Raw genomic sequence first — 25,019 nt, 5'->3', positions numbered from 1 at the left:
CGGTGAACAACATCCGAAACGATCATGAGGTGGCTCGGGACCTGGCGAGCGAGGCCGGACAGCTGTTGCTGCGCCTGCGCGCCCGCCACGGATTCGACGAGCCCGAGGTCCTGCGCACCCTGGGTGACCGCACCTCGCACGAGTTCCTCTTCTCCGCGCTCGGGAGGCTGCGGCCCAGCGACGCGGTGCTCTCCGAGGAGGGTGCCGACGACCAGTCGCGGTTGAGGGCCAGGCGGGTGTGGATCATCGACCCGCTGGACGGGACCCGCGAGTTCTCCGAGGCCGGTCGTACCGACTGGGCGGTGCACGTGGCGCTGTGGGAGAACGGCGACCTGGTCGCCGGTGCGGTCGCGCTGCCCGCCCAGGGCAGCTGCCTGTCCACGGTCGACCCGCCGTGGCTGCCGGAGGAGCGCCCCGAGGGGCAGCGGCTGCGCATCACGGCCAGCCGGACCCGGCCCCCGGCGTTCGTCCAGCGCATGGCGACCCAGATGGGCGCCGAGGTGATCCCGATGGGGTCGGCGGGCGCCAAGATCTGCGCCGTCCTGCTGGGGATCGCCGACATCTACGTGCACGCGGGCGGCCAGTACGAGTGGGACAGCGCCGCGCCGGTGGCGGTCGCGCGCGCGGCGGGCCTGCACACGTCGCGGATCGACGGTTCGGAGCTGCGCTACAACGTAGCCGACCCGCTACTCCCCGATGTCCTTGTATGCCGATCGGAATTGTCGGGTATGTTGTTGGCAAGCATCCGCGACGGCGCGGACCTTGACAGCGCCGGTCCGCACGCGGGGGGCTGAACCGCAGCACCCACCGCCGCGGAACCGGACGTGAGTGTCGGTATTTCTAAGGCGGATTCCATGGGTCAGGCGAGTCAGCAGGCGCTCGGGCGCTACCAGCTCTCCCAGCTGGACGTCCTCGAAGCCGAGGCGATCTTCATCATGCGCGAGGTGGCGGCGGAGTTCGAGCGGCCCGTGCTGCTCTTCTCCGGCGGCAAGGACTCCATCGTGATGCTGCGCCTGGCGGAGAAGGCCTTCTGGCCCGCCCCGATCCCGTTCCCCGTCATGCACGTGGACACCGGGCACAACTTCGACGAGGTCATCGAGTTCCGGGACCGACGCGTCGCCCAGGCCGGGGTCCGGCTGGTGGTGGCCTCGGTCCAGGAGCAGATCGACGCGGGCAAGGTCACCGAGCCCACCGGCCGCTGGGCCAGCCGCAACCGCCTCCAGACCTCGGCGCTGCTGGAGGCCATCGAGGAGAACGGCTTCACCGCGGCCTTCGGGGGCGCCCGCCGCGACGAGGAGAAGGCCCGGGCCAAGGAACGGGTCTTCTCCTTCCGCGACGAGTTCGGCCAGTGGGACCCCAAGAACCAGCGCCCCGAACTCTGGAACGTGTTCAACACCCGGATCAACCGCGACGAGCACATCCGGGTCTTCCCCATCTCCAACTGGACCGAGCTCGACGTGTGGGGCTACATCCAGCGTGAGGAGCTGGAACTGCCCTCGATCTACTTCGCCCACGAGCGGAGCGTGTTCGAGCGCGACGGCATCCTGCTCGCGGACTCACCGCTCATCCAGCGCGACGAGACCGAGGTCCCCTTCACCGAGACCGTGCGCTACCGCACCGTCGGCGACCTCACCTGCACCGGGGCGGTCAAGTCCTCGGCCGTGGAACTGGACGACATCATCGCGGAGATCGCCGCGACCCGGATCACCGAGCGCGGCCAGACCCGCGCCGACGACCGGGCCAGCGAGGCCGCCATGGAGGACCGCAAGCGCGAGGGCTACTTCTAGCCTCCGCCCACTCGTCCCCACGGTTGTTGAACCGCCCCACACTTCGCGCATTGGACAGGCAACATGAGCAACGACATCCTGCGGTTCGCCACGGCGGGCTCGGTCGACGACGGCAAGAGCACGCTGATCGGGCGCCTGCTGTACGACTCCAAGTCCATCTTCGAGGACCAGCTCGACGCGGTGGAGCGCACCAGCGTCGCCCGGGGTGAGGAGCACACCAACCTGGCGCTGCTCACCGACGGACTGCGCGCCGAGCGCGAGCAGGGCATCACCATCGACGTGGCGTACCGCTACTTCGCCACGCCCCGGCGCACCTTCATCATCGCGGACACCCCCGGGCACATCCAGTACACCCGGAACATGGTCACCGGTGCCTCCACCGCCGACCTCGCGATCATCCTGGTGGACGCCCGCAAGGGCCTCCAGGAGCAGAGCCGCCGCCACGCCTTCCTCACCACCCTGCTCCAGGTGCCGCACCTGGTGCTCGCGGTGAACAAGATGGACCTGGTCGACTACTCCCAGGACCGCTTCGAGGAGATCAAGTCCGAGTTCGCGGAGTTCGCCGCCAAGCTGGACGCGCGCGACCTCACGTTCGTGCCGATCTCCGCCCTGCACGGCGACAACGTGGTCAGCCAGTCCGAGAACATGCCCTGGTACACGGGCGGCTCCCTGCTGCACCACCTGGAGAACGTGCACATCGCCTCGGACCGCAACCTGATCGACGCCCGTTTCCCGGTGCAGTACGTGATCCGGCCGCACCGCTCGGACGACCCCGAACTGCACGACTACCGGGGCTACGCGGGCCAGCTCGCGGGCGGCGTCCTCAAGCCCGGCGACGAGGTCACCCACCTGCCCTCCGGTCTGTCCACGCGCATCGCGAAGATCCGCACGGCGGACGGGGAGGTCGCGGAGGCGTTCTCGCCCATGTCCGTCACCCTCCTGCTGGAGGACGAGATCGACATCTCCCGGGGCGACATGATCTGCCGCCCCAACAACACCCCCACGGTGTCGCAGGACATCGAGGCGATGGTGTGCTGGATGACGGACGCGCGCAAGCTCACGCCGCGTTCCAGGCTCCTCGTCAAGCACACGACCAGGACCGCGAAGGTGGTGGTCAAGGACCTGCGCTACCGGCTGGACGTGAACTCGCTGCACCGGGACGAGGCCGCCGACCACCTCGCGCTGAACGAGATCGGGCGGGTGCGGCTGCGCTCCACCCAGCCCCTGTTCGTGGACGAGTACGCCAAGAACCGGCAGACGGGCGGGTTCATCCTCATCGACGAGGCCACCAACACCACGGTGGGTGCGGGAATGGTCGTCAAAGCTGACTAGACGTACCCGCTGAATAGCCAAACATTCCTCACGGGGTCGCCTTTCGGCGGCCCCGTTTCGTGTGTTCTGAGAGGGGTGACCGAGTGGGTCCGACCGGACCACTCGGGTCGCGGTTTCTTACGCGCACATTTCAGGTTGTGAATCCTCGGAGCACTTTTTCTGGTCCTCGGTGCCGATTGGTTCCGGGTCAATGGTGTGTCTGGAGGAGCTCAAGTTACCCGGCGTTAGGGCCGTGTGCAGGGGTGGGGACCAAGCAGAGTGTCACCTCGAACGGAGCGATTCTGGCCTATCGGCTAGGAGTGCGGAGGGTGATCGTTGAGAAAAATTCTCTCAGCCTCTGGCAATCCGGGGTCAAGTCTGCCTAAAGTGTGCGAATCGCGTACAGCGTCGCAATCGGGCCAATACGCACGGTTATGACCTGTCGCGTACTCCCACTATGGAAACCCCCACAAGGAGGAACCGCGTGAAGAAGCACCCCACTCGCAGGGTCGCGTTCAGCGCTGTCGCGGTCAGTGCACTCACCATTCCCCTCGCGCTGAGCGGGGCCACCGCCGGCGCCTCGGAGCTCGCGCCGGTGTACACGAGCTCCGCCGCCTCCGGCGGTGACTGGTTCGTGGTCCTTGAGGACAGCATGAACGCCAGCTCGGTCTCCCCGTCGGCCTTCGGCATCTCCGCCGACCAGGTCAACCACACCTACGAGGAGACCATCAACGGCTACTCGGCGGAGCTCAGCGACGCCGAGGTCCAGGAGCTGCGCGCCCAGGACGGCGTCGCCTACATCGAGCAGGTCGGCGAAGCCACCACCATGGTCCCGTGGGGCCTGGACCGCATCGACCAGGAGGACCTGCCGCTGGACGGCTCCTACACCACGGAGTCCGACGGCAGCGGCACCTCCGTCTACATCATCGACACCGGCATCGACGACTCCCACCCGGACTTCGGCGGTCGCGCCGAGGTCGGGTTCGACGCCACCGGCGGTGACGGCGGCGACCGTCAGGGCCACGGCACGCACGTCGCGGGCACCGTGGGCGCCGACAGCTACGGCGTGGCGCCGGGCGCCTCGCTCTACGGCGTCAAGGTCCTCGGTGACGACGGCTCCGGCACCTACGACGACGTCATCGCGGGTATCGACTGGGTCGCCGCGAACGCCGACGCCAACGCGGTCGCGAACCTGTCCCTGGGCGGCCCGGCCTCGCAGGCCGTGGACGACGCCGTCAACGCCCTGGCCGACTCGGGCGTCTTCGTGGCCGTGGCCGCGGGCAACGAGGGCCAGGACGCGGGCAACGTCTCCCCGGGCGGCGCCGAGGGCGTGGTCACCGTCGGTGCCTCCGACGACTCCGACGCCACCGCCTCCTTCTCCAACTACGGCCCGGCCGTCGACATCTACGCTCCCGGCGTCGACGTCGAGTCCACCATCCCCGGTGGCGGCACGGACAGCTACTCCGGCACCTCGATGGCCAGCCCGCACGTGGCCGGCGCCGCCGCTCTGTACAAGAGCTCCCTCGGTGACGACGAGCAGAGCGTCATCCTGGACTGGCTCACCGAGAACGGTGGTTCGGACAAGCTCAGCGGCGTTCCCAGCGGCACCGTGAACCTGCTGCTGAACGTCCAGGGCCTGTAACCCGGCCGGGTTGTGGGGTCCCCGCGCGTCCACACCCAGCGGATCTGACGAGAGAAGGACGGCCCCGGGCCGGGAGTACACCTCCCGCCCGGGGCCGTTCCCGTGCGCCCCCGACAGTGGAGTCACTGTGTGTGCATCAGGCATCACCAAAGGTCATATCCTGGGGTCGTGGATGGATATCGTCTGGTGTTCGTCGGCGGGATGGGCCGTTCCGGTTCCACGCTGATCGAACGCCTTCTTGGTGAGCTGCCCGGGTTCTGCTCCGTCGGTGAGGTCGTGCACCTGTGGCGCCGGGGGCTGGTGGAGAACGAGCGCTGCGGGTGCGGTCTGCCCTTCGCCGACTGCGGCTTCTGGAGCGAGGTCGGCAAGCGGGGGTTCGGCGGCTGGGAGCGCCTGGACGTGGAGGCGCTGCTGCGCCTCAAGGACGGTGTCGACCGGACCCGCTACCTCCCGGGGCTGCTCCAGGGTTCCGCGGGGGAGGGCGCGCTCGCGGCCCGGAGCGCGCGCTACACCGAGTTCTACCACCGGCTCTACTCGGCCGTCGCCGAGGTCAGCGGGGCCCGGGTGATCGTGGACGCGAGTAAACACGCCTCCCTGGCCGCCTGCCTGCGCTGGCGGTACGGCTCCGGTATGCGCCTCCTGCACGTCGTGCGCGACCCCCGGGCGGTGGCGCACTCCTGGAGCAAGCGGGTGGCCCGGCCGGACGCCGCTCCGGGCAGCTCCGAACCGGAGATGGCGCGCTACTCGGCGGGGCGCGCGGCCGTGCAGTGGATGACCCAGAACTCCACGCTGGACGAGCTCGCCCGCCAGGGGCTCCCGGCCCTGAGGGTGCGGTACGAGGACTTCGTGGCCGACCCGGAGGGCGAGTTCGGGCGCGTCGCGGCCTTCGCCGGGCACGCGGGGGCCCCGCTCCGTCTGGGCGAGGGCGGGGTGGAGCTCGCGGAGGGGCACGCCGTCTCCGGGAACCCGATGCGCTTCCAGGCGGGTCCCGTGGGCGTCCGGGCCGACCATGGCTGGCGGCGTGACCTGGCCCCCTGGCGCCGGTGTCTGGTCGAGGCGGTCACCGCCCCCACGCGCGGTCGCTATGGGTACTGATGTCCGCTACCTGGTTCCCAGGGTGTTGCACGGGGGATACATAACGTATTGTCATTACGTGAACACTCTGGGTTGTCATCGGGGAAGCTAGGGGGCGGTTGACCATGGTGGGCGGACCGGTACGAGGTATGGCGGCGACGGGGGCGGTCCTGCTCGCCCTGGGGCTGACGAGCGTGGGTGACGGCCCGACCGAGGCCGCGGCACCGGCGGAGGACCGGCCTCGGCAGAGCCCCTCCGTGCCGAACTCGGCGTCGTTCCTCGGCCTGCCCTCCACCGTCGAGACCCAGTGCACGGTCTCGGACATCCTCGAACCCTCCTGCGGCGTCTGGTGGGGCGCCAGCCCCGACGGCGACGACGTGGCGGCGCTGGAGGCGGCGGTCGACCGCGACATGGACATCGTCTACACCTGGCGCGGTATCGACCAGGCCGACGTCCCCGGCGACCGCGAGCGGCGCATGATCGCCGAGGGCCGCTTCGTGCACACCAACATCGAGGCCCGCCGCTTCACCCAGGGGCGCTCCGACATCGCCTACCGCGACATCATCGCGGGCGAGTTCGACTCCTCGCTGCGGTCCCAGGCGCGGGCCATCGCGGAACTCGACGTCCCGTACTTCGTCACCTTCGACCACGAGGCCGACGGCAAGGCCCGGTACAACAACCGGGGGACCCCGGAGGAGTTCGTGCGCTCCTGGCGGCACATCGTCGACCTCTACCGCTCGGAGGGCGCGGACAACGCGATCTGGGTCTGGAACGTGACCGGGTGGCCCGGCAACCTGGACCGGCTCCCGGGCCTGTGGCCCGGCAACGACTACGTCGACTGGATCAGCTGGGAGGCGTACAACATGACCGGCTGCGAGAAGATGAACGACTGGAACCACGTCGACTCCTTCGAGGACGCCCTCGCCCCGACCTACGAGTGGATCCAGCAGGAGGGCCCCAAGCACGGCATCGACCCCCGGAAGCCGGTCATGATCGGGGAGATGGGGACCACCGACATCGGCGCCAGCGCGACCACCAAGTGGTACACCGACGTCCCGGACGTCCTCAGGCGCTACGAGCGGGTGCGGGCCGTCAAGCTGTGGGACAGCGAGGTCGGCGCCGACTGCGACTTCCGGATCCTGGCCAACGAGCACGCCCGGCGCGGGTTCGCGCAGGCGGGCAAGGACCCCTACGTGAACCTTCCCGAGCGGGTCCGGCGCCTGGCGGAGTACGCGGTGACCCGCGACTGAGCGCGGCCGGGCCGTCCCGGTGCCACCGGGACGGTCCCGCGTCTCAGCCGCCCACCGGCCTGGACATCGACCAGGTGTGCGGTCCGCCGTCGGGCAGGTCGTACTCCGCGGTGACCACGAACCCCAGCGACTCGTACAGCCGGACGTTCTCGGGCGTCGCCGTCTCCAGGAAGGCGGTCACCCCCGCGGCGTCCGCCTCACGGAGACCGGCGCGGATCACCGCGCGGCCCAGCCCCCGGCCCCGGGCCCGGGGCCGTACCCCCACGGTGCCCAGGAACCAGACCGGCTCCTTCGGCCGGTGCGCCTCCATGGCCTTCTCCGCCGAGGCGTAGGCGTCGGCACGGTCGCCCGCGAGGTTGACCAGCGTGGGCAGCAGTCCGGCCACGACCCCGTCGGCCCCGCCCGAGTCGGGCGTGGACCAGACGGCCACGGCCGACAGGTCGTCGCTCACCCACACCCGGCCGTGCGGCAGGCCGACCTCGGCCAGGAAGAGCCGCTGGAACTCGCGGAGGCGGGCGAGGTGGTCGTCTGCGGAGATCGTGTGCCGGGTGAAGGGGTAGTCCCGGAAGGCCTCGGTGAGGGTCTCGGCCGCCCCGGCCACGTCCTCGCTGACGGCCTCCCTGATCACGGGTCCTCCGGTCGTGTCGGCTTCGAAGATGGCGTCCCCCCGGTGTCGTGTGCTCGCCCCGACCCCGTGCGGGGCACGGGGGAGAGGCTATCGGTCGGGCCGGACCGCCCGCCCTGGGAGAGGAGGTCCGGGCCACCGCCGGGACCGTCGCTCGGTCGGCACCGGACCTGAGGGGGAGCGGGCACCCGGACGGCCCTCCGGGTCGTCCGCGCTCGGAAACGAGGACGACCCGGCAGGCGCGACCTCAGACCCCCTTGCCGCGCAGGTGGAGCAGGCGGAGGATCCACGCGGGCGGCATCCCGCACACCACCAGGAGGGCCAGGTACGCGCGGGCCTCCAACGGTCGGCTGCGCAGGGTCCGGCCGATCCACCGCAGAGCCCGGCCGCGCCGTTTGGCCGAGGCCTCCGCGAAGGCGATCTGCCCCGCGATCCTCGCGTACCCGCGCGGCACCAGCGCGAACTCGGGGTAGCGCTCCAACAGCCAGCGCAGGGCGGTGGAGATGGTCTGCCAGCGCTCCGAGAAGAACGACTTGCGGTGCCACAGCACCCGCACGCCGGGCTCGGGGATGTTGCGGATCGGACCCCGCCGGGCCAGCCTCAGCAGGAGTTCGTAGTCCTCCGCGTAGCTTCCGGGGATCTCCTCGCTCACGGTTCCGCAGCCGTCGATCATGGCCCGGCGCCGGATCAGGAAGGTGGACGGGTGCAGTTCGGTCAGACGCGAACGCAGCAGGTCGGAGAAGGTGACGCTGGTCCGCTCCAGGATCCGCTCGGACTCGACCCGGTCGTAGACCACCTGGATGCCGCAGCACACCATGTCCGTGTCCGGCTCCTCGCGCATGATCTCCACCTGGGCCCTCAGCTTCTCGGGCATCCAGGTGTCGTCGTCGTCGCAGAAGGCCACGAGCTCCGTGTCGGCGCCGAGCACCCCGGTGTTGCGCGCCCCGGCCAGCCCCGGTGTGAGCGTGTTGGTCACCACACGGACCGGACGGTCCCCCTCACCGTGGGTGAGGGTGGGGTCCGGCTGGTCGTTGTCGAACACCACGATGGTGGTGATGCGCCCCGGGTAGTCCTGCTCGACGATCGCGCGCAGGGTGCGCCGCAGCAGCTCGGGCCGGTCCCGGGTGGGCACCACCACGGTCACGGCGGGCCAGGTGTCGCCCGGCACCTCGGCCGTCACCCGGGAACCCGTGTCCCGCCGGGCGCCCTCCTCGACCCCGTCGGCACCGTCCCGGTCGTCGGTGAGCAGGTCGATCAGCTCGCCGGCGCGCCGGGCGGCCCGGTCGGGACCGTCCTCGGCGGCGGGGTCCACGCGGAAGTCCTCGGGGGACTCCCGGGCCTTGTCGATGAAGGCGTGCAGCTGCTGGGCGGTGGCGCAGGCACGCACCCGTCCCGCGTCCTCGACCCGGCGGACGAACAGCAGCTGGTGCTCGTCCACGTGCTCGTCCAGCTCGGGGTCGCGGGCCACCACGACGGGCAGGTGTCCGGCGGCCCGCGCCTGGGTGATGGTTCCGGGGCCCCCGTGTGTGACGACCACGGAGGCCGCGCGCATCGCCTCGGACAGCTCCTCTCCGGACAGGAACGGGGTGCCCGAGGCCTTCTCCGGGGCCCGGCTGTGCCCGTGCTGGACCAGGACGCGCAGGTCGGGGTTGCGCCGGGCGTAGTCGTCGACCCACCTCACGAGGCGGTCGAAGGAGTGGTGGTCGGTGCCGAGGCTGACGACCACGTCGGCGTGGTCGCTGCCCTCGGGGCTCTGGGTGGGACGTGTGGTCTGTTCGGTCACAGGAGCGGTCCTACGGTGATGGCGGTCGGCATGAACGAGCGCTGTTCCTCCCACTGGGCGAGGTACAGCCGGGTGAACGGCTTGCAGAGCCGGGCGGTGAGGGTGGGGGTGTCGATGCGGTCGTACACCTCGATGTAGACGGTGGGGATCCGCATCAGCCAGCCCAGGACGAAGAACGGCAGGGCCACCCCGGCGCCGGTGCTGACCACGGCGGCGGGGCGCAGCGCCCGCATCGTCCGCAGGGCCAGGCCGGTGTTGCGGAGCAGGTTGCCGAGGTGGCGGGTGGTGGGGTGGTGCGCCCAGCGCACCGACTCGTCGGTGAGCGCGGACTCGGCGTCGGGGGTGCGGAAGGTGACCCACACGCGCTCCCTCCCACGCCACCAGGGGCGTAGGGACCGCAGCTGGGTGAGGTGGCCGCCGCTGGAGGCCACCAGGAGAACCGGTCGTTCAGACATACGGTGATCAGTCCATTGCTCTGGGTGTTGGCTTGTGGGTGTCGTGCGCACGGTGGGCGGGCGGACCGGGTTCACCTCCGCAGTTCGAGGCGGTCGCGCAGCCGCCAGACCGTGCCGAGGTGCCCGAGGGCCCCCACCAGCACCGCCGCCGCCAGGACCGGCACTCCGCCGCCGGTCACCGCGTCCAGGAACAGCGGCAGGGCGCCGAACCACACCAGCGCGCTGCCCGTGGCGGCCAGCACCGGGCGGCTCACCGGGTGCAGGACCACCAGGGACCGCAGCTGCCACAGGGGCAGGAGTTTGCGGACCAGCGCGGCGGCCACCAGGGCGACGGCCGCTCCCGCGGCCCCGTACGCGGGTACCAGGAGCACGCACACCGCCACGTTGGCCAGCAGTGACATCACGTTGTTGAGCAGGTTCAGCCCGGTGCGGCCGGTCATCGTCAGGACGAGGTCTCCCATGCCCAGCACCTGGGCGGTCAGCTGGCCCGCGCACACGATCACCAGTGCCAGGACCCCGGACTCGTAGCCGTCCCCGAACAGCCGCATCACCTCGGGGGCGAACACCAGCGCGGTCAGGTACAGCGGCCAGTTCAGGCACACCAGCCAGGCCGTCCCCGCCTGGTACAGCGAACGCACGGCCGCGTGGTCGCGCGCGGCCAGGAGCTCGGCGAAGCGCGGCTGGGCCGCGTAGAGCACGGCCTGGGTGCCGAACTGGCCGACGACCATGATCCGTGTCGCGGCCGTGAAGACCGCCGCCCCGCTCAGCCCGTTCAGCAGCGCCACCATCACCACTCCGCCGCGCTGCACCCCCATCTGGGCGACCCCGCCCAGGGCGCGGGGCAGCGCGAACGACCAGAACACCGCCGGGGTGACCCGCTCGTCGCGGTCCTCGGCGCCGACCGGTGACCGGTCGGCGCCCGTCGTTTCGGTCCCCGCCGGTTCGGCCGGTGTCCCTTCGGCGGGTGCCGGGTCGTCCGGACCGGCGCGGCGCACGATCCGGCCCAGCCAGAACCAGGCCAGCACCGCCGCCGGGAGGTACGGACCGGCCCAGGCCAGGGCCAGCAGCCCGGCCGAACCGGACAGCGCGATCATCCCCACCAGCCCCAGCTGGGCCAGCGGACGGCCCACCTTGTCCACCACGACCGTCACCGACATGTCGTGGTGGGCGCGGGTCGCCGCCAGCGCGGAGTCGGTGAGCACGGCGAAGGGCAGGAAGAGCGCCAGGGTCCGCAGGTAGGCGGCGGCCTCCTCCGAGCCCAGCGCCTCGGCCAGCGGTCCGGCGAAGACCATCAGTCCGGCCGCGACCAGGCAGGACGCCAGCACTGCGGGTCCCAGCGCCAGGCGCAGCAGCACCGGCACGCCCTCGGGGCGGCCGAACACCCGCATCCGGGCGATGAAGTACACCAGCCCGTCCGGGGCGCCCGCGTTGGCCACCGCCGCCATGATCAGGAACACCGAGGTGGCGGAGAACAGCAGTCCGGCCGTGTCCTGCGAGAAGGCCCGGGTGATCGCCACGATCAGCGCGAGGTTGAGCGCGGCGCTCACCACCGCCCCGGCCATGTTCACCACACCGCCGCGCAGGACCCGGCCCAGGCCGTTCCCGCGCCGTGTCCCCGTGGGGGTCACGCGCACCACGAGGGGGTGCGCCCCCACCAGGTGGCCAGCCGGGCGTCGCTGTCCGCGAAACGCGAGGTGAGCTCGGCGCGCAGGGTCTCGGGCATCACCGCGCGCTTGCGGGCGTTGTGCCGCCCCAGGGAGAGGTCCGGCCCCGGCGGAAGGCCGAGGAAGTCCAGGATCCCGGCCAGCGCGCGGGGACCGCCGTCGAACAGGTCCGCGTAGTCCACCACGTGCATGCGCTCACGACCCACCGCCGCCTCCATCCGCTCCAGCTGGTCCGCGTAGCGGCCCCGCGCCACGTACCCGTGGTGCTGGTGCGAGTGGGAGTGGTGGCCGGGGTCCTCCACCAGCCGTTCCTCGGTCCCGGCCAACCGCCGCTCCTCCAGTTCGAGGGCGCGCGCGAACGGCTCGGTCTCGAACCCCCGCGCGGTCTCGTGGGCGTGCGCCGAGTAGGCCCGCTCGACGGGGTCGCGCAGGATCACCACGATCCGCGCCTCCGGCAGCTCCTTGGCGATCCGCTCGGCGGAGAGCGGGTGGAACAGGTAGTAGGGGCTGGACTCGAACACCCGGACCCGGGGCCGCCCCCACCGGGGACGCAGGGACGCGCGCAGCGGGAAGTGCGAGCGGTACCAGTCCGGTCCGTGGTGGTGGCCGGTGTCGAAGTAGTGCACGCCCTTGCGCAGGACCGGCCCGGTCGCCCCCGGATGCTGGGACAGGGCCTTGAAGAGCGAGGTGGTGCCCGAACGCTGGGCTCCGCAGATGAGGAAGTCGGGCACGGCCCGGGCGGCGCTGGTGACACCGCCCAGGCCGTCCGCGAGCGGCAGCAGGGCGCGCCGTGCCGGGACGGCCAGGCGGTTCAGGGGCGAGGTGGCCCGGGGCATGGGCGAGCTCCTTGTGTGCGTGGCCCCCGTCCGGGGACGGGGGCCGGGCTGATGTCGGCCAGCCGCGGAGCGGGCGCGGCTGCTACTGCGTGGCGTGCGCCGGGGCGGTCCGGCACGGCCGTCAGACGGGGCGGACGGCCTCGTGGGCCGCCCTCTCCTGGAGCCCGTCCAACGCGGGCAGCAGCCAGTCGTCGACGGCGGCCATGCCGCTGCCGGACTCCGCCTGGCGGTCGTGCAGGTAACGCGTGGCGAGGTCGATCAGGTACAGGGCCATCACCGTGGACACGGTGTGGTCCCGCAGTCCGAACCCCGCCAGCATCGGATCGCGGAGCAGCCGGGTACCGCTGTCCAGCCACCGGTGGACACCCGGGTGCACCCCGGCCTGCACGCACTCGTTGAGGTCGAAGTGCAGGGCGTCGAACCCCGCTGGTGCGTCCATGGTGAGGCGCTCCCAGTCCCAAACGAAGGCACGACGCGCCGTGCTCGCGATGTTCCACCTGGTCAGGTCGCCGTGCCAGGCCCCGAAGGGCAGGGACACGTCGGGCAGCCGGTGCAGCGCGGTACGCAGGGGCGTGGCCTCGGGACGCGCGCCGAGCCGGGCGATCCGCTCGTCCAGGGACCTCCGGTAGGGGCTCTCCGAGAGTCTGCGCTCGCGCACCTCGGAGATCCCCACGATCTGGGTGACACAGCGCAGCAGCTGGTGCCGGGTGGGCCGGTCCGTCTGGTGGCCGACCGGCAGCGCCTCCTGCACCAGCATCGGGTGGCCGTTCCACTCGCCGTCGTAGAGCGGGCGGGGCACGGTCACGTCCCGCAGCCGGGCCCGCGACAGGCGGTGCAGGGCCCGCGTCTCGGCGCGCACCAGGCGGGCGGTGAGGTCGTTGACGCCCACCTTGGCGTAGCCGATGGTGCGCCCGCCCGGGGTGAGCAGGAGCAGGACCGGTTTGCGGTTGGCACGCGGCGGGCCCACGTGGATCGCGATGGCCAGCTCGCGGTCCAGGGCGGTGGTGAGCGCGTGCTCGATCCCCGGCCCCGCGCCGACGAAGAGCCGGTCGCGCAGGAGCAGCGGAGCCACCCCGGTGGCGAAGGCGCTGGTCAGCATCAGGGTCCGCAGCCGCTCGCGCAGGGAGTGCCCCTGGGCGAAGGAGGTGATCCCCCTCGTGGCCGCCGAGCGGTTGTGCGCGGGCAGGATCACCCGGGGGTTGTGGGCGTTGGGCACCGGTAGGTACTGGTTGCCCCGGTTGCGGTACGCCATGCGCCGCACCGCCCCGTCACCCGTGCCGAGCAGGCCCCCGCAGGGCCACAACACCGCCGCGAGGTCGGTCAGATAGGTGGTCTCGCTGTTCACCAGGCACCCCCGCCGGTGTGCGCGGTCCCGCGTCGCCGGAGCACCGGTTCCTCGCCGCGCCAGAGCAGGGCGACGGCGATCATGGTGACGGCGAGGGGGGACATCAGCGCGACGTAGAAGAACATGTACCAGAACAGAAGCAGGACGGTCAGCAGTGCTCCCTGACCGACCGGAGTGGACGCGGCGCGGTAGCGCCAGGCCACCCAGGCGAAGAACCCGAAGAGCAGGACGGTGCCCACCCAGCCGCTGGAGATCAGGGTGATCCACAGCTGCCCGGCGTTGCCGATCACGTGCTGCCCGCAGCCGGGGCAGTCGGCCGTGGGGCCGATCGCGATGGAGTCGGAGCTGCCCAGCGCCTCCCGGGTGGTGCCCCAGCCGTTGACCGGGGACAGATGGGCGGCCTCGACGGACGCGGCGTTGGTGGCCGCCCGCCCGTTGTCGCTGTGCGGGTTGTCCGCCCGGGCGCGGACCACGTCCGCGAGCGGCGACAGGGCCAGGGCGATCAGCACCGCGACCACGGCCACCGCCCCGGCGCCGACCAGGACGACGCGGCCCCGGCGCACCGCCTGCACCGCGCCGAACGCCAGGGAGAGCGCCAGCCCGGCCCACAGAGCGCGGTTGAGGGAGTGCACGACCGGGGCCACGGACACGGCGACCAGGGCCAGGGCGCCCAGCCGGGTCCACCCGGACCCCTGGACGAACCAGCCGACCACGACCCACACCAGCAGCAGGGACAGCATGTAGCCCCACACGTTGGTGTACTCCCACGGCGCCTTCGGGCGGGCCGACTCGACCCCGCCGAACACGTCCATGACCTGGGCGGACGCCGGATGGATCAGCGTCTGCATGTAGGGGTCCTTCGCCAGTGACCCCGGGACCAGGTACTCCAGCGGAGCCGTGAACTCGAAGCGGGGCGCGAGCATGCCGAGGTAGCCCCCGGCGACCGTCACCACGCACAGCACCGCCAGCGCCCACACCACGACGCGGACCGGGAGCTCACGCTCGGTCAGGTTGCCCACGTAGAGGAGCAGCACCGTGAGCACGAGGTAGTTGATCACCCGGAGCAGGGCGCCCGGGTAGCCGCCGCTCTCCGGAACCGTCCCGGGCATCTCCAACGGGACCAGGGCCAGGCCCAGGACCGTCCACACCAGGAAGAGCCCCCACAGCCAGAAGCCGGGCGGGACCCGCAGCCCGACCGTCCGGTGTCGGCGGACCAGTTCGGCCAGCATGGGGACGGCGAAGAGCCAGTAGGCGAACTGGCCCATTCCCAGCGCCCACCACAGCGGGTACCCGGCCAGCAGCCACACCAGCGGGTTCCCGGTGACCGGGGCGCCCCCGCGTCGCGGAGCGACCTCCCAGGCCGAACCGTGCACGTCTCGGCCGCCGACGGCGGCGCCCCGGCCGGTCAACGCCGTGACCCCGCTGCCGCGGGCCTGTGCTTGGTCGACTTCTTCTTCGCGGACGCGGTGGCCTTGCCCTTGGCGGGTCCGCCGTTCGACCCCGCCGGAACCTCGGCCCCGGCGTCGTCGCCCTCGGCGGTCTCGACGGCCTCAGCAGGCTCGGAGGTCTCCGTGCCCTCGTCCGCCCCATCGGCCCCGGAGGCCACGGCAGCTTCGGCCTCCGCGACCCCGGCAGCTTCAGCATTGCCAGTGCCCTCGGAGGTCCCGGCAGACTCAGCAATCCCGGCAGCCGCGACGGTCCCGGTGCCCCCGGCTGTCTCCTTGCCCTCAGCGGCAGCAGTACCACCGCCACCCGTCGCGGCGGAGTCAGCGGCCTTGGCGGTCGCGGCGGCCTTGCCGACCCCGGCGCCCACCTCAGCGGTCTCGACAGTTTCAGTGGCCCCGGTGGACGTGATGGTCGCGGTGTCCCCGGCGGCCCCGACAGTCTCAGCGGAACCGGTGGACTCCGTGCCCTCGGCAGCCCCGGTGGTCGCGGCAGCCCCGGTGGTCGCGGCGTCGTCGGACCCCTGCGGCGTCGCTGCGGGCCCCGGCTCCGGCTGGCGGGGCACGGTGACGACGCCCGGGACGGTCACCCCGAACCGCGCACCGGCGGCGACCAGGGCGGTCAGGTCGGCACGGCGGGTCCGGCCCAGCTCGACCACGGGAAGCAGGAGGTCGGCGGACCCGGCCAGGGCGTGGGCGTCGGCGCTCTCCACCACGGAGGCGGTCACGACCACCACGAACGCGGCGCGCGGACGCAGCAGCTCCACCAGTTCGGCGGCGCCGCCCTGGATCGGGGCGACGGTCCCGGGGCGTCCGTGGCGGAGCACGCTCAGACGCGGCACGGCGGTGGGGCGGGCCTCCAGGTCGGCGGGGTCCTCCCCGTCCACCAGGACCTCGGTGAGTCCGGGCCCCGGTGGCAGGTCGAGGAGCACCTCGGCGGCGTCGGTGCGTGGGTCGGCGCAGACCAGCAGCGTCGGGGAACCGGTCCGGGCCAGGGCGGCGGCCAGGTTCACGGCGGCGGCGGTGCCCGCGCGTCCCGGGGTGGTCCCGGCGACCACGAGCACGTGCCCGGGGACCGGCCGGTCGTCGGCGTCGTCACCGGTGTCGGTTACGGGGGAGGCCCCGGAAAGACGGGCGCGGGCCAGGTGCGCGAACTCGTTGGCGTGCTGGCCGCCGGGGTCAGTGTCGGTGAGCAGCCCCGGGGCGGGGGCGGAGCGGTCGGCCGTCCGCGCGGTGGACAGGTCCAGCAGGACGGGGACGGTGCCCACGCGGGCGGTGTCCTCGGTGTCGTGCACGCGCGGGTCCAGGCGGTCGCGGACCACGGCCGCCAGCAACCCGGTGAGCAGACCGAGGGCGACCCCGGCGACCAGCCACAGCGCGGGCACGGGGGAGGAGGGGGACTCGGGCAGTTCGGCGGGGGTGATCACCTGGCCGGGGGAGAAGGTCTCCAGCAGGGCGCTGAGCGGGCTGATGCCGTTGCCGAGGTCGCTGATCTCCTGGCGCAGCCCGTCCGCCTGGGCGTCGGCGCTCGCCTGCGCGGGGCCCGATCCGCCCGAGTCGAGCTCGGACAGCCGCTCGTACAGGGCGTCCTGCTCGTCGCGCAGGGCGTCCAGCCGTCCGTCGATCAGGGCGCGGGTCCGCTCCGCCCGGTGCTCCAGGTAGGCGGTGGCGAGGGCGTCGGCGCCGTCCCGGGCCGCCTCCGGGGAGCGGGCGGAGTAGTGGAGTTCGAGGATGTTGCTGTTGGAGGGGACGGTGACCTCGATCCGCTCCCGCAGGTCGGCGGGGGAGGGGTCACCGGGAAGCGCCGCCGCCATTCCACGGGTGACCTGGTCGGAGACGACCACCTGGGCCTCGCTGTCGAGGTTGACGTCCCCGGTCAGGCGGCCGGACCGCTCGCCGGTGAACTCGGCCATCTCGGTCGGCTGGACCTGCACGGCCGCCACGGAGGTGTAGGTCGACGGAACCGCGAACAGACCGGCGGTGGCGAGGACCAGCCCGCCGAGCACCCCGGCGCCCACCAGGCGCCAGCGGCGCCTCAGCAGCGCGGTGTACTCCTTCAGTTCCGGTCCGGACGGGCCTGGGACGTCGGTGTCCATCGGGTCCTCTCCACACAGACATGGCAGCACTTTTAGTGAACGATTGCATACTAAGTGTAATCCCTTTGGCTGCGGCTGGTGGTTTGGGAAACCACGCATTTCCCATGTGGTGATGTCCGCAAACCGGCTATGACGTGGGACGATCCACCCAGAGTCGGGCGAAGGCACCCGAAACGACGGAGGGGGCGGTGAGGGGAGACCCCCACCGCCCCCTGTTCGGAGCCCTGTCGTTTCGGCTAGCCGCCGAGGATCACCGGGGGCAGCCCGGTGTTCGACTCCCACGCCTCGTCGCAGTCCTTCTGGGTGGACACCGTGTGGGATCTGGCGGAGCAGGCGCGGTACTCCGCGGCCTGGTCCTGGTAGACGAACAGGACCGAGAGCATGGCCGAGGACACGACGATCCCGATCACGCCCAGGGCCACGCTCATCAGCGCGCCCGGAGCCTGCGACCCGTGCGAACGCGCGGCGCGTCGGGCACGGAACCCCTGCACCACACCGAACACGGACAGCACGACGCCGTAGGGCGGGAAGAGCAGACCCGCCAAGCCCAGGAACAGCCCCCACAGGCCTCCTCGCTCGACCCTGGGCGGCTGGCCGTCGGCACGGGGCTCCGGGCTGTTGTCGGTCACAGGTTCACTCCTTCGGGGACGCCCCGCACCATGGGGCGCCGTGGTCCGCTCGCCCGAGCGGATCGCGTGGCGTTGGTGAGACGGGACCGCGCACCCCCTCCGAGGCCTCCACCGGAGGCGGAGACGGCCCGGTCCGCGTGAGGTAGACGCTACCCGGCCCGATAGGGTGGGAACGCGGACGGGCCGACGAGGCCCAGGCCTGGCGTCCGTACCAGGCGTACGCGCATCCCGGATGCTGTGCCGTCCCCCGGCGCCCCCGGGAGTGGGGACCCGGTCCCCGCACCGTTCTTCTACACATGAGGGAGACGCACGCTTTGTCCGCGCGAGTGGTGGTTCTCATATCGGGGACGGGCAGCAACATGGCCGCCCTGACGGAAGCCGCGAAGGACCCCTCCTACGGGGCCGAGATCGTCGCAGTGGGAACGGACCGCGAGGGAACACGGGGCGTGGAGGTCGCTGACGCGGCCGGAATCCCCACCTTCGTCGTCCCCTTCCGCTCCTTCTCCGACAGGTCCGCCTGGGACGCGGCCATGTCCGACCGGATCGCGGAGCACGAGCCCGACCTCGTGGTCTCCGCCGGGTTCATGCGCATCCTCGGGCCCGCCGTGATCGGCCGTCACCAGGCCGTCAACATCCACCCGGCCCTGCTGCCCTCCTTCCCCGGCGCGCACGCCGTGCGTGACGCGCTGGCCCACGGTGTCCGCGTCACCGGCACCACCATCCACTTCCTCGACGAGGGCGTCGACTCCGGTCCGATCATCGACCAGGTCGCGGTGCCCGTCGAGGACGGTGACGACGAGTCCAGCCTCCACGAGCGGATCAAGGTCGTGGAGCGGCGGATGCTGGTCGACACGGTCGGCCGCCTCGCCCGCGAGGGCTGGACCATCGACGGCAGGCACGTGCGGTTCGGCCGCACCGACACGAAGGAGTCCCGGTGACCCAGCAGGCCATCAGGCGTGCGTTGATCAGCGTCTACGACAAGACCGGCCTGGAGGAGCTCGGCCTCGGCCTGGCTGAGGCCGGAGTGGAGATCGTCTCCACCGGCTCCACCGCCGCCCGCCTCACCGAGGCCGGCGTCCCCGTCACCCCCGTCGAGGACGTCACGGGCTTCCCGGAGATCATGGAGGGCCGGGTCAAGACCCTGCACCCCTCCGTGCACGGCGGTCTCCTCGCCGACCAGAACAACCCCGACCACGTCGCGAAGATCCGCGAACTGGGCATCGCCCCCTTCGACCTGGTCGTGGTCAACCTCTACCCCTTCTCCGACACCGTCGCCTCCGGTGCCTCCGAGGCCGACTGCATCGAGAAGATCGACATCGGCGGGCCCGCCATGGTGCGCGCCTCGGCCAAGAACCACGGCAGCGTGGCGATCGTGGTCGACCCCGCCAGCTACGGAGCGACCCTCGAAGCGGTCCGCGCGGGCGGCTACACCCTCGACGAGCGCAAGGGCCTGGCCGGGCTGGCCTTCCAGCACACCGCCGCCTACGACGCCGCCGTCGCCGACTGGTTCGCGGGCACCTACGCCCCCGACACCGAGGCCGAGAGCACCGGCTGGCCCGCCTTCCGCGCCTCCGTGCACACCCGCCAGGCGGCCCTGCGGTACGGGGAGAACCCGCACCAGAAGGCGGCCCTGTACACCGAGGCCACGCCCGGTGGCCTGGCCGGGGCCGAGCAGCTGCACGGCAAGGCGATGTCGTACAACAACTACGTCGACGCCGACGCCGCACTGCGCGCCGCCCACGACTTCGACGAGCCGTGCGTGGCGATCATCAAGCACGCCAACCCGTGCGGGATCGCCGTGGGCGCCGACAACGCCGAGGCGCACCGCAAGGCGCACGCCAGCGACCCGGTCTCCGCGTTCGGCGGCGTGATCGCCACCAACCGCGAGGTCGGCGCCGCGCTGGCCGAGCAGATCTCCGAGGTCTTCACCGAGGTGGTCGTCGCCCCCGGCTTCACCCCCGAAGCCGTCGAGACGCTGTCCCGCAAGAAGAACATCCGCCTGCTGGTGGTCTCCCAACCCGACCGGGGTCCGCGTGTGGAGACCCGCCAGATCAGCGGCGGCCTGCTGGTCCAGGACACCGACGTCATCGACGCCGAGGGCGACGACCCGGCCGCGTGGACGCTGGCCACCGGGGCGCCCGCCGACGCGGAGCTCCTCGCCGACCTCGTGTTCGCCTGGAAGGCGGTGCGCGCGGTCAAGTCCAACGCGATCCTGCTCGCCTCCGACGGCGCGACCGTGGGCGTCGGCATGGGTCAGGTGAACCGGGTCGACTCCGCCGGTCTCGCGGTCTCCCGCGCCGGGGAGCGCGTGCGGGGTTCCGTGGCCGCCAGCGACGCCTTCTTCCCGTTCGCGGACGGCCTGGAGATCCTCACCAAGGCCGGGGTCCGCGCCGTGGTCCAGCCCGGTGGGTCGGTGCGCGACACCGAGGTGATCGCCGCCGCCGAGGCGGCCGGGGTCACCATGTACCTCACCGGCACCCGCCACTTCTTCCACTAACCAGTCAGCGAGGAGCTACGCATGAGCGCGACCGTTCTGGACGGCAAGGCCACCGCCAAGGCCATCAGGGAGGAACTGGCGGAGCGGGTGGCGAAGCTGCACGCCAAGGGCGTCGTCCCCGGTCTGGGCACCGTCCTGGTCGGTGACGACCCGGGCAGCCACTCCTACGTGCGCGGCAAGCACCGTGACTGCGCCCAGGTGGGGATCGCCAGCATCCGCCGCGACCTGCCCGCCGACGCGACCCAGGAGCAGGTGGAGCAGGCCGTCCGCGAGCTCAACGAGGACCCGGCCTGCACGGGGTACATCGTGCAGCTGCCGCTTCCCCGGGGTCTGGACGAGAACCGGGTGCTCGGGCTGATCGACCCGGACAAGGACGCGGACGGGCTCCAGCCGGTCAACCTGGGCAAGCTGGTCCTCATGGAGAAGGCGCCGCTGCCGTGCACCCCGCGCGGCATCGTGGAGCTGCTGAACCGCTACGAGGTGCCGATCAAGGGCGCCGAGGTCGTCGTGGTGGGACGGGGGGTGACCGTGGGCCGTCCCCTGGGCCTGCTGCTCACGCGTCGGTCGGAGAACGCCACCGTCACCCTGTGCCACACGGGTACCCGTGACCTGGCCGAGCACACGCGCCGGGCGGACATCGTCGTGGCCGGTGCGGGTGTTCCGGGGATCATCACCAAGGACATGGTCAAGCCGGGTGCGGCCGTGCTGGACGTGGGTGTCTCGCGCACCGAGGAGGGTCTGGTCGGGGATGTCGCGCTCGACGTTCCCGAGGTCGCGGGGCACGTGTCGCCCAACCCCGGTGGCGTGGGCCCGATGACCCGGGCGATGCTCCTGGTCAACGTGGTCGAGGCCGCCGAACGCCAGGCCGCCGGGCTCTAGGCTCAGGTTTGTGGAGGGGGCGGTCCCGGGCGGGGCCGCTCCCTCAGCTGACGGGCTCGCGCTGGCTGGAGCAAGGCAATCCGAACGACGCGGCCTGGGAGAGCATTGAGCCTTATGGCGACTACGGGAGGAATGTTCCCAGTGTCCGTATTTCGAGAAGTTGGAAAAATGGCTACTTGTCACTGGTGAGTTGCCAGTTCAAAGAGTCTGCTCCCCGCGCACGCGGGGATGGACCCCCAGGTGACGGAGAGCTTGTAGGCCCTTCCGCCTGCTCCCCGCGCACGCGGGGATGGACCCATGGCATGAACTTCCGGGTGGTCAGCGTCCGACTGCTCCCCGCGCACGCGGGGATGGACCCATGGTTCCTCCGGTGGTTCGTGGGGGCGTCGCCTGCTCCCCGCGCACGCGGGGATGGACCCCGTCGCCCAGGTCACGGCTCTCCCGCCAGATCCTGCTCCCCGCGCACGCGGGGATGGACCCGGATGGTTGCGGGGGCAGAGCCAGCGCCCGGGCTGCTCCCCGCGCACGCGGGGATGGACCCGGCTCACGCCGCCCAGGGGCGCACCGTGGATACTGCTCCCCGCGCACGCGGGGATGGACCCACGTCCGCGAGGAGCTGTGCAGTGGGCGCGGTCTGCTCCCCGCGCACGCGGGGATGGACCCGGCTCACGCCGCCCAGGGGCGCACCGTGGATACTGCTCCCCGCGCACGCGGGGATGGACCCCGCCACGTTGAACGCGACCGGCTGCTGGGCCTCTGCTCCCCGCGCACGCGGGGATGGACCCGTCACCTCGCGGGTGATCGCGGACACCGAGATCTGCTCCCCGCGCACGCGGGGATGGACCCGGGTCTTGAGCATGACGGTGAGGGCGTCGGTGCTGCTCCCCGCGCACGCGGGGATGGACCCCTGGCCGACGTCGGTCTGGGCGGCCTCGATGACTGCTCCCCGCGCACGCGGGGATGGACCCGCCAGGAACGCGGCGACTCCGGACTGTGCTCCCGGGGGAGCATCCCGAGCACTGCTCCCCGCGCACGCGGGGATGGACCCCAGGCCGGGTCCCCGTCATCACCACTGCTGGGCTGCTCCCCGCGCACGCGGGGTGTGTGGTGCCGCGCGGTGCGAATGGTCAGCGATCGACTCAGGGCAGCCGGATTGAGCACCAGGCCCCCGGGCTGTGATCGAATATTCAGACGGCCCTGGAAGTGTGGCCGAGTCCTGCTATGAGGCTGAGGTCAGACGCTGCCCGTCGTGGCTACGGACATGCGGGGCGTTGTGGTCCAGGGCGTCGAGGAGGCGGATCGCGTAGGCCTCGGTCATGAGCTCGGTGACATCGTCGGGTGTGAGCCAGCTGACCTTGGTCGACTCGGTGGAAGGGCGTTCCGTGCCTCCGGAGGGCTTGCAGCGGAAGACCAGGGCGATGATCCCCCGAGTGGTGTTCTTGTAGACCCCGGTGAGTTGGTCCAATTCGACGTGGATGCCGGTCTCCTCCCAGACTTCACGGCGTACCCCTTCTTCCGGGGTCTCCGAGAGTTCCAGGACACCTCCAGGAAGTTCCCACCTTCCGTTGTCCGCACGACGGACGGCAAGAAACCGGCCGTCGTCATTGATGACGGCTCCTGCGACGGACACGGAATGGAGCGGCGTTGACGGCCGATCCCCAGTGCTGTCACCCATATACATGAGCATAGGAGGTGTGGAAGGACCATCGCGAGCGTTGTAGGGGCAACGTCCGGTAAGCCCCGGTATCTCCAGATCGCGGATGACATCGAGGAGCAGATCAGGAGCGCTCGGTTGGCTCCCGCTGAGGAGGTTCCGAGCGAGAACGCTCTGATGGAACGCTATGGCGTTTCGTTGGGAACGGTTCATAAGGCGATCGCCCAGTTGCGTACCTCAGGGCTGGTGGAGACGTTCCAGGGCAAGGGGCCCTTCGTCAAGTCCCGGCCTCCGGTCACCCGCAAGTCCTCGGACCGGTTCCGGCGCTCGCACCGCCGAGCTGGGAAGGCCGCTTACATCGCGGAGAGTGAGCAGGCCGGGTGAAGCCCAGTGTCCAGGTTCTCTCCGTTGGACCGGTGGCCTGCTGACAGGGTCGCCTACTTCCTGTCGGCTGGGCGGAAACATACTGTTAGCGCAGATGGATGCAAAGAAGGGCCCCACCTCACGGTGTGGGCCCTTTGTCCTTCTCCAGATCAGCCAGTGGTGCCTACTGCGGCAAGCAGGGCTGCTGACCACTCCCCGTGGGCGAAGGCCAGGTGTCCAGCCTCACGATTCTTCGTGTCGCGGACGGCGTGCATAGCCGGGGTGTCAGCGATCGACGCAGTCGTTGGCGTTAGCGCTGTAGCTGGACTTGCGGAAGTCCAGTCCGGTGACAGATGAGGACGAATGCATGTGGTGCCTCTAGTCCGTGATGAGCTGCTTCATCAGCTCAATGGACGCAGCCTTGGACAAGGCGTCCATGCTGACGTGTTCGAATACCTTGCTGCCACGGGGCAGCGGGCACTGTATTCGCGGAAATGAGCACCAGGGAGCCCTCGCAGCCGCGGGGGCTCCCTTCTGCCAGCTTAGGATCGCGTGCTGTGTAGCAGCGCGACCCACTCCGGTCCGGAGAACGGCAGGTAGCCACGCTCGGGATACTTTGAGTCGCGGACTACGGTGCCCCCGGGGATGTCGGCGACAGCGACACAGTCGCTCCGGTCGCTGTAACTCGACGTACGAAAGCTGAGTGTGTCGGGATTGGGAATGAGGTTCACTTTGCTCTCTCAGGATGCCTTGGCAATGTCACGCAGGTAGGCGACGCTCTCGTCAACGCCGAGGGCCCTGCTCACGAGGTGATTAAAGAGGGTTCGGTAACGGGCAATTTCGTCTGGCTCCTCCAAAAATAGGCCGTCTTGGTCCATTTCGAGGTAGACAACTGGTTCGGCTGCTGCGAAGTCCATCAGAACGAAGCTGCCCTTCGCCCCTGCGTGGATGCCAGCGCTGAACGGGACCACCTGGATCGTGATGCCTTCACCGTTGTCAGCCATATCGGCCAAGTGCCCAGCCTGCTCACGGCATACCTCTGGGTTGGCGCGCAGTCTTTCGATCGCTCCCGCGTCGATCACTGCCCAGAGGCCTGGCCGGTTCTCACTGGCGAGGATCTCCTGCCTGCGGCGGCGTGCGTCCACCACGCGCAGAATGTCTACGGGGTCTCGGACTAGGTTTGCCGATCTCGCCAAAAGTTCCACATAGCCCGGTGTTTGTAGCAGCCCCGGAACGATCATCGGCTGGTATGTGCTGATGGCGGTCGCATCAGATTCCAGAACCGGGAACTCGTCTGGGATGACGTCGCTGTACTTCGTCCACCAGCCCTTCTTCCCTGCCTGGCGGGTGATGGCGACCAGAGCTTCGCGACGCTGTGGGTCATCTACTCCGTAGACGTCCAGCAGGGCTCGCACCTCGACGACGCTGGGGCGAAGACGGACACCGGTTTCGATGTTCGAGACCTTGCCGATGCTCCATTCGGTGGCGGCTGCCGCATCGTCCAGGGTCATCCCCGCTGCGATCCGGTAGCGGCGGAGCTCCTCAGAGAGCCGTCGCCTGCGGACGCTTGGACGTGATGGATCAGACATGGGGGCTCTCTCCTGGGGCGGTGTCTCTGAGGATGTTACGGCTGGTCGGCGATTCGGTCATCCAGTAACAGACAGGTTGAAATCCTCAGAGTATGGTG

Annotated in this window: 22 protein-coding genes, 1 pseudogene and 1 CRISPR repeat array; of the genes and pseudogenes, 10 read left to right on the top strand and 13 right to left on the bottom strand. The window is 71.0% G+C overall.

The features are described from left to right. Window positions 1–2 precede the first annotated feature (2 nt). From ACRWK8_RS13830 to ACRWK8_RS13805, 6 genes are all read left to right on the top strand, one after another. Window positions 3–794, top strand: coding sequence for a 3'(2'),5'-bisphosphate nucleotidase CysQ (locus ACRWK8_RS13830; RefSeq protein WP_378742195.1), 792 nt, complete (start codon window positions 3–5; stop codon window positions 792–794). 60 nt (window positions 795–854) lie between these two features. Further along, entirely contained in the window at window positions 855–1,787 is a 933-nt protein-coding gene (gene cysD, locus ACRWK8_RS13825; protein WP_378742197.1) for a sulfate adenylyltransferase subunit CysD, read from the top strand. Window positions 1,788–1,850: 63 nt separating this feature from the next. Next, entirely contained in the window at window positions 1,851–3,119 is a 1,269-nt protein-coding gene (cysN, locus tag ACRWK8_RS13820) for a sulfate adenylyltransferase subunit CysN (protein ID WP_378742199.1), read from the top strand. Between the two features lie 463 nt (window positions 3,120–3,582). Next, window positions 3,583–4,740, top strand: a complete 1,158-nt coding sequence (locus tag ACRWK8_RS13815; RefSeq protein ID WP_378742200.1) for a S8 family peptidase — start codon at window positions 3,583–3,585, stop codon at window positions 4,738–4,740. Window positions 4,741–4,941: 201 nt separating this feature from the next. Beyond that, window positions 4,942–5,835 carry a sulfotransferase gene (locus tag ACRWK8_RS13810; protein ID WP_378742457.1) on the top strand — a complete coding sequence of 298 codons (894 nt, stop codon included), beginning with the start codon at window positions 4,942–4,944 and terminating at the stop codon, window positions 5,833–5,835. Window positions 5,836–5,963: 128 nt separating this feature from the next. Continuing rightward, complete coding sequence (locus tag ACRWK8_RS13805; protein ID WP_378742202.1) at window positions 5,964–7,064, top strand: glycoside hydrolase family 26 protein; 1,101 nt, start codon at window positions 5,964–5,966, stop codon at window positions 7,062–7,064. Window positions 7,065–7,107: 43 nt separating this feature from the next. Here the strand turns inward: ACRWK8_RS13805 and ACRWK8_RS13800 are convergent, their stop codons facing one another. The 9 genes from ACRWK8_RS13800 to ACRWK8_RS13760 form a co-directional block, all read right to left on the bottom strand. Then, window positions 7,108–7,692: a GNAT family N-acetyltransferase gene (locus ACRWK8_RS13800; protein ID WP_431870639.1), complete on the bottom strand. Its 585-nt coding sequence runs from the start codon at window positions 7,690–7,692 to the stop codon at window positions 7,108–7,110. A gap of 244 nt (window positions 7,693–7,936) precedes the next feature. Continuing rightward, window positions 7,937–9,472, bottom strand: a complete 1,536-nt coding sequence (locus ACRWK8_RS13795; RefSeq protein ID WP_378742208.1) for a glycosyltransferase — start codon at window positions 9,470–9,472, stop codon at window positions 7,937–7,939. Continuing rightward, window positions 9,469–9,927 (bottom strand): glycosyltransferase family 28 protein, encoded by a 459-nt coding sequence (locus ACRWK8_RS13790; RefSeq protein WP_378742210.1) that lies wholly within the window; start codon window positions 9,925–9,927, stop codon window positions 9,469–9,471. The genes ACRWK8_RS13795 and ACRWK8_RS13790 overlap by 4 nt, the downstream gene beginning before the upstream one ends. Window positions 9,928–9,998: 71 nt before the next feature. Further along, window positions 9,999–11,582, bottom strand: coding sequence for a lipopolysaccharide biosynthesis protein (locus ACRWK8_RS13785; RefSeq protein ID WP_431870636.1), 1,584 nt, complete (start codon window positions 11,580–11,582; stop codon window positions 9,999–10,001). Next, window positions 11,552–12,427 (bottom strand): sulfotransferase family protein, encoded by an 876-nt coding sequence (locus tag ACRWK8_RS13780; protein ID WP_431870634.1) that lies wholly within the window; start codon window positions 12,425–12,427, stop codon window positions 11,552–11,554. Before ACRWK8_RS13780 ends, ACRWK8_RS13785 begins: the two co-directional genes overlap by 31 nt. Before the next feature lie 121 nt (window positions 12,428–12,548). Beyond that, window positions 12,549–13,772, bottom strand: a complete 1,224-nt coding sequence (locus ACRWK8_RS13775; RefSeq protein WP_378742216.1) for a phosphotransferase — start codon at window positions 13,770–13,772, stop codon at window positions 12,549–12,551. Then, complete coding sequence (locus ACRWK8_RS13770; RefSeq protein ID WP_431870632.1) at window positions 13,769–15,181, bottom strand: ligase; 1,413 nt, start codon at window positions 15,179–15,181, stop codon at window positions 13,769–13,771. Before ACRWK8_RS13770 ends, ACRWK8_RS13775 begins: the two co-directional genes overlap by 4 nt. Continuing rightward, on the bottom strand, window positions 15,178–17,310 hold the full coding sequence (locus tag ACRWK8_RS13765) for a chain length determinant family protein (protein WP_431870630.1): 2,133 nt from the start codon (window positions 17,308–17,310) through the stop codon (window positions 15,178–15,180). Before ACRWK8_RS13765 ends, ACRWK8_RS13770 begins: the two co-directional genes overlap by 4 nt. A gap of 236 nt (window positions 17,311–17,546) precedes the next feature. Further along, window positions 17,547–17,939: a DUF4190 domain-containing protein gene (locus tag ACRWK8_RS13760; protein WP_378742220.1), complete on the bottom strand. Its 393-nt coding sequence runs from the start codon at window positions 17,937–17,939 to the stop codon at window positions 17,547–17,549. Window positions 17,940–18,265: 326 nt separating this feature from the next. On the opposite strand from ACRWK8_RS13760, the gene purN reads away from it, so the two are divergent. Genes purN through ACRWK8_RS13745 form a run of 3 tightly spaced genes read left to right on the top strand, consistent with a single transcriptional unit; the run spans window position 18,266 to window position 21,315 of the window. Continuing rightward, on the top strand, window positions 18,266–18,877 hold the full coding sequence (gene purN, locus ACRWK8_RS13755) for a phosphoribosylglycinamide formyltransferase (RefSeq protein WP_378742222.1): 612 nt from the start codon (window positions 18,266–18,268) through the stop codon (window positions 18,875–18,877). Beyond that, a complete protein-coding gene (purH, locus tag ACRWK8_RS13750) occupies window positions 18,874–20,436 on the top strand; it encodes a bifunctional phosphoribosylaminoimidazolecarboxamide formyltransferase/IMP cyclohydrolase (protein WP_378742224.1) in 1,563 nt (520 codons plus the stop codon). The genes purN and purH overlap by 4 nt, the downstream gene beginning before the upstream one ends. 21 nt (window positions 20,437–20,457) lie before the next feature. Further along, window positions 20,458–21,315 carry a bifunctional methylenetetrahydrofolate dehydrogenase/methenyltetrahydrofolate cyclohydrolase gene (locus tag ACRWK8_RS13745; protein ID WP_431870627.1) on the top strand — a complete coding sequence of 286 codons (858 nt, stop codon included), beginning with the start codon at window positions 20,458–20,460 and terminating at the stop codon, window positions 21,313–21,315. A 207-nt stretch (window positions 21,316–21,522) separates the two neighbouring features. Further along, a CRISPR array of direct repeats spans window positions 21,523–22,363; the repeat unit is 29 nt; unit sequence CTGCTCCCCGCGCACGCGGGGATGGACCC. Window positions 22,364–22,534: 171 nt separating this feature from the next. Here the strand turns inward: ACRWK8_RS13745 and ACRWK8_RS13740 are convergent. Continuing rightward, on the bottom strand, window positions 22,535–22,996 hold the full coding sequence (locus tag ACRWK8_RS13740; protein WP_378742459.1) for an NUDIX hydrolase: 462 nt from the start codon (window positions 22,994–22,996) through the stop codon (window positions 22,535–22,537). Window positions 22,997–23,020: 24 nt separating this feature from the next. Between ACRWK8_RS13740 and ACRWK8_RS13735 the strand changes: the two are divergent. Continuing rightward, a pseudogene (locus ACRWK8_RS13735) lies at window positions 23,021–23,388 on the top strand (GntR family transcriptional regulator); the annotation flags it as partial. 114 nt (window positions 23,389–23,502) lie between these two features. On the opposite strand, the gene ACRWK8_RS13730 reads toward ACRWK8_RS13735, so the two are convergent. From ACRWK8_RS13730 to ACRWK8_RS13720, 3 genes are all read right to left on the bottom strand, one after another. Beyond that, window positions 23,503–23,607, bottom strand: a complete 105-nt coding sequence (locus ACRWK8_RS13730; RefSeq protein ID WP_378742228.1) for a DUF397 domain-containing protein — start codon at window positions 23,605–23,607, stop codon at window positions 23,503–23,505. Between the two features lie 267 nt (window positions 23,608–23,874). Then, a complete protein-coding gene (locus ACRWK8_RS13725; protein ID WP_431870625.1) occupies window positions 23,875–24,063 on the bottom strand; it encodes a DUF397 domain-containing protein in 189 nt (62 codons plus the stop codon). A gap of 9 nt (window positions 24,064–24,072) precedes the next feature. Next, entirely contained in the window at window positions 24,073–24,921 is an 849-nt protein-coding gene (locus ACRWK8_RS13720; RefSeq protein ID WP_378742232.1) for a helix-turn-helix domain-containing protein, read from the bottom strand. Window positions 24,922–25,019: the final 98 nt, after the last annotated feature.

The organism is Nocardiopsis eucommiae (assembly GCF_965344335.1).
GTDB lineage: Bacteria > Actinomycetota > Actinomycetes > Streptosporangiales > Streptosporangiaceae > Nocardiopsis > Nocardiopsis eucommiae.
Note: the sequence above shows the minus strand (reverse complement) of the source record. Positions and strands in the feature narration are given on the sequence as shown.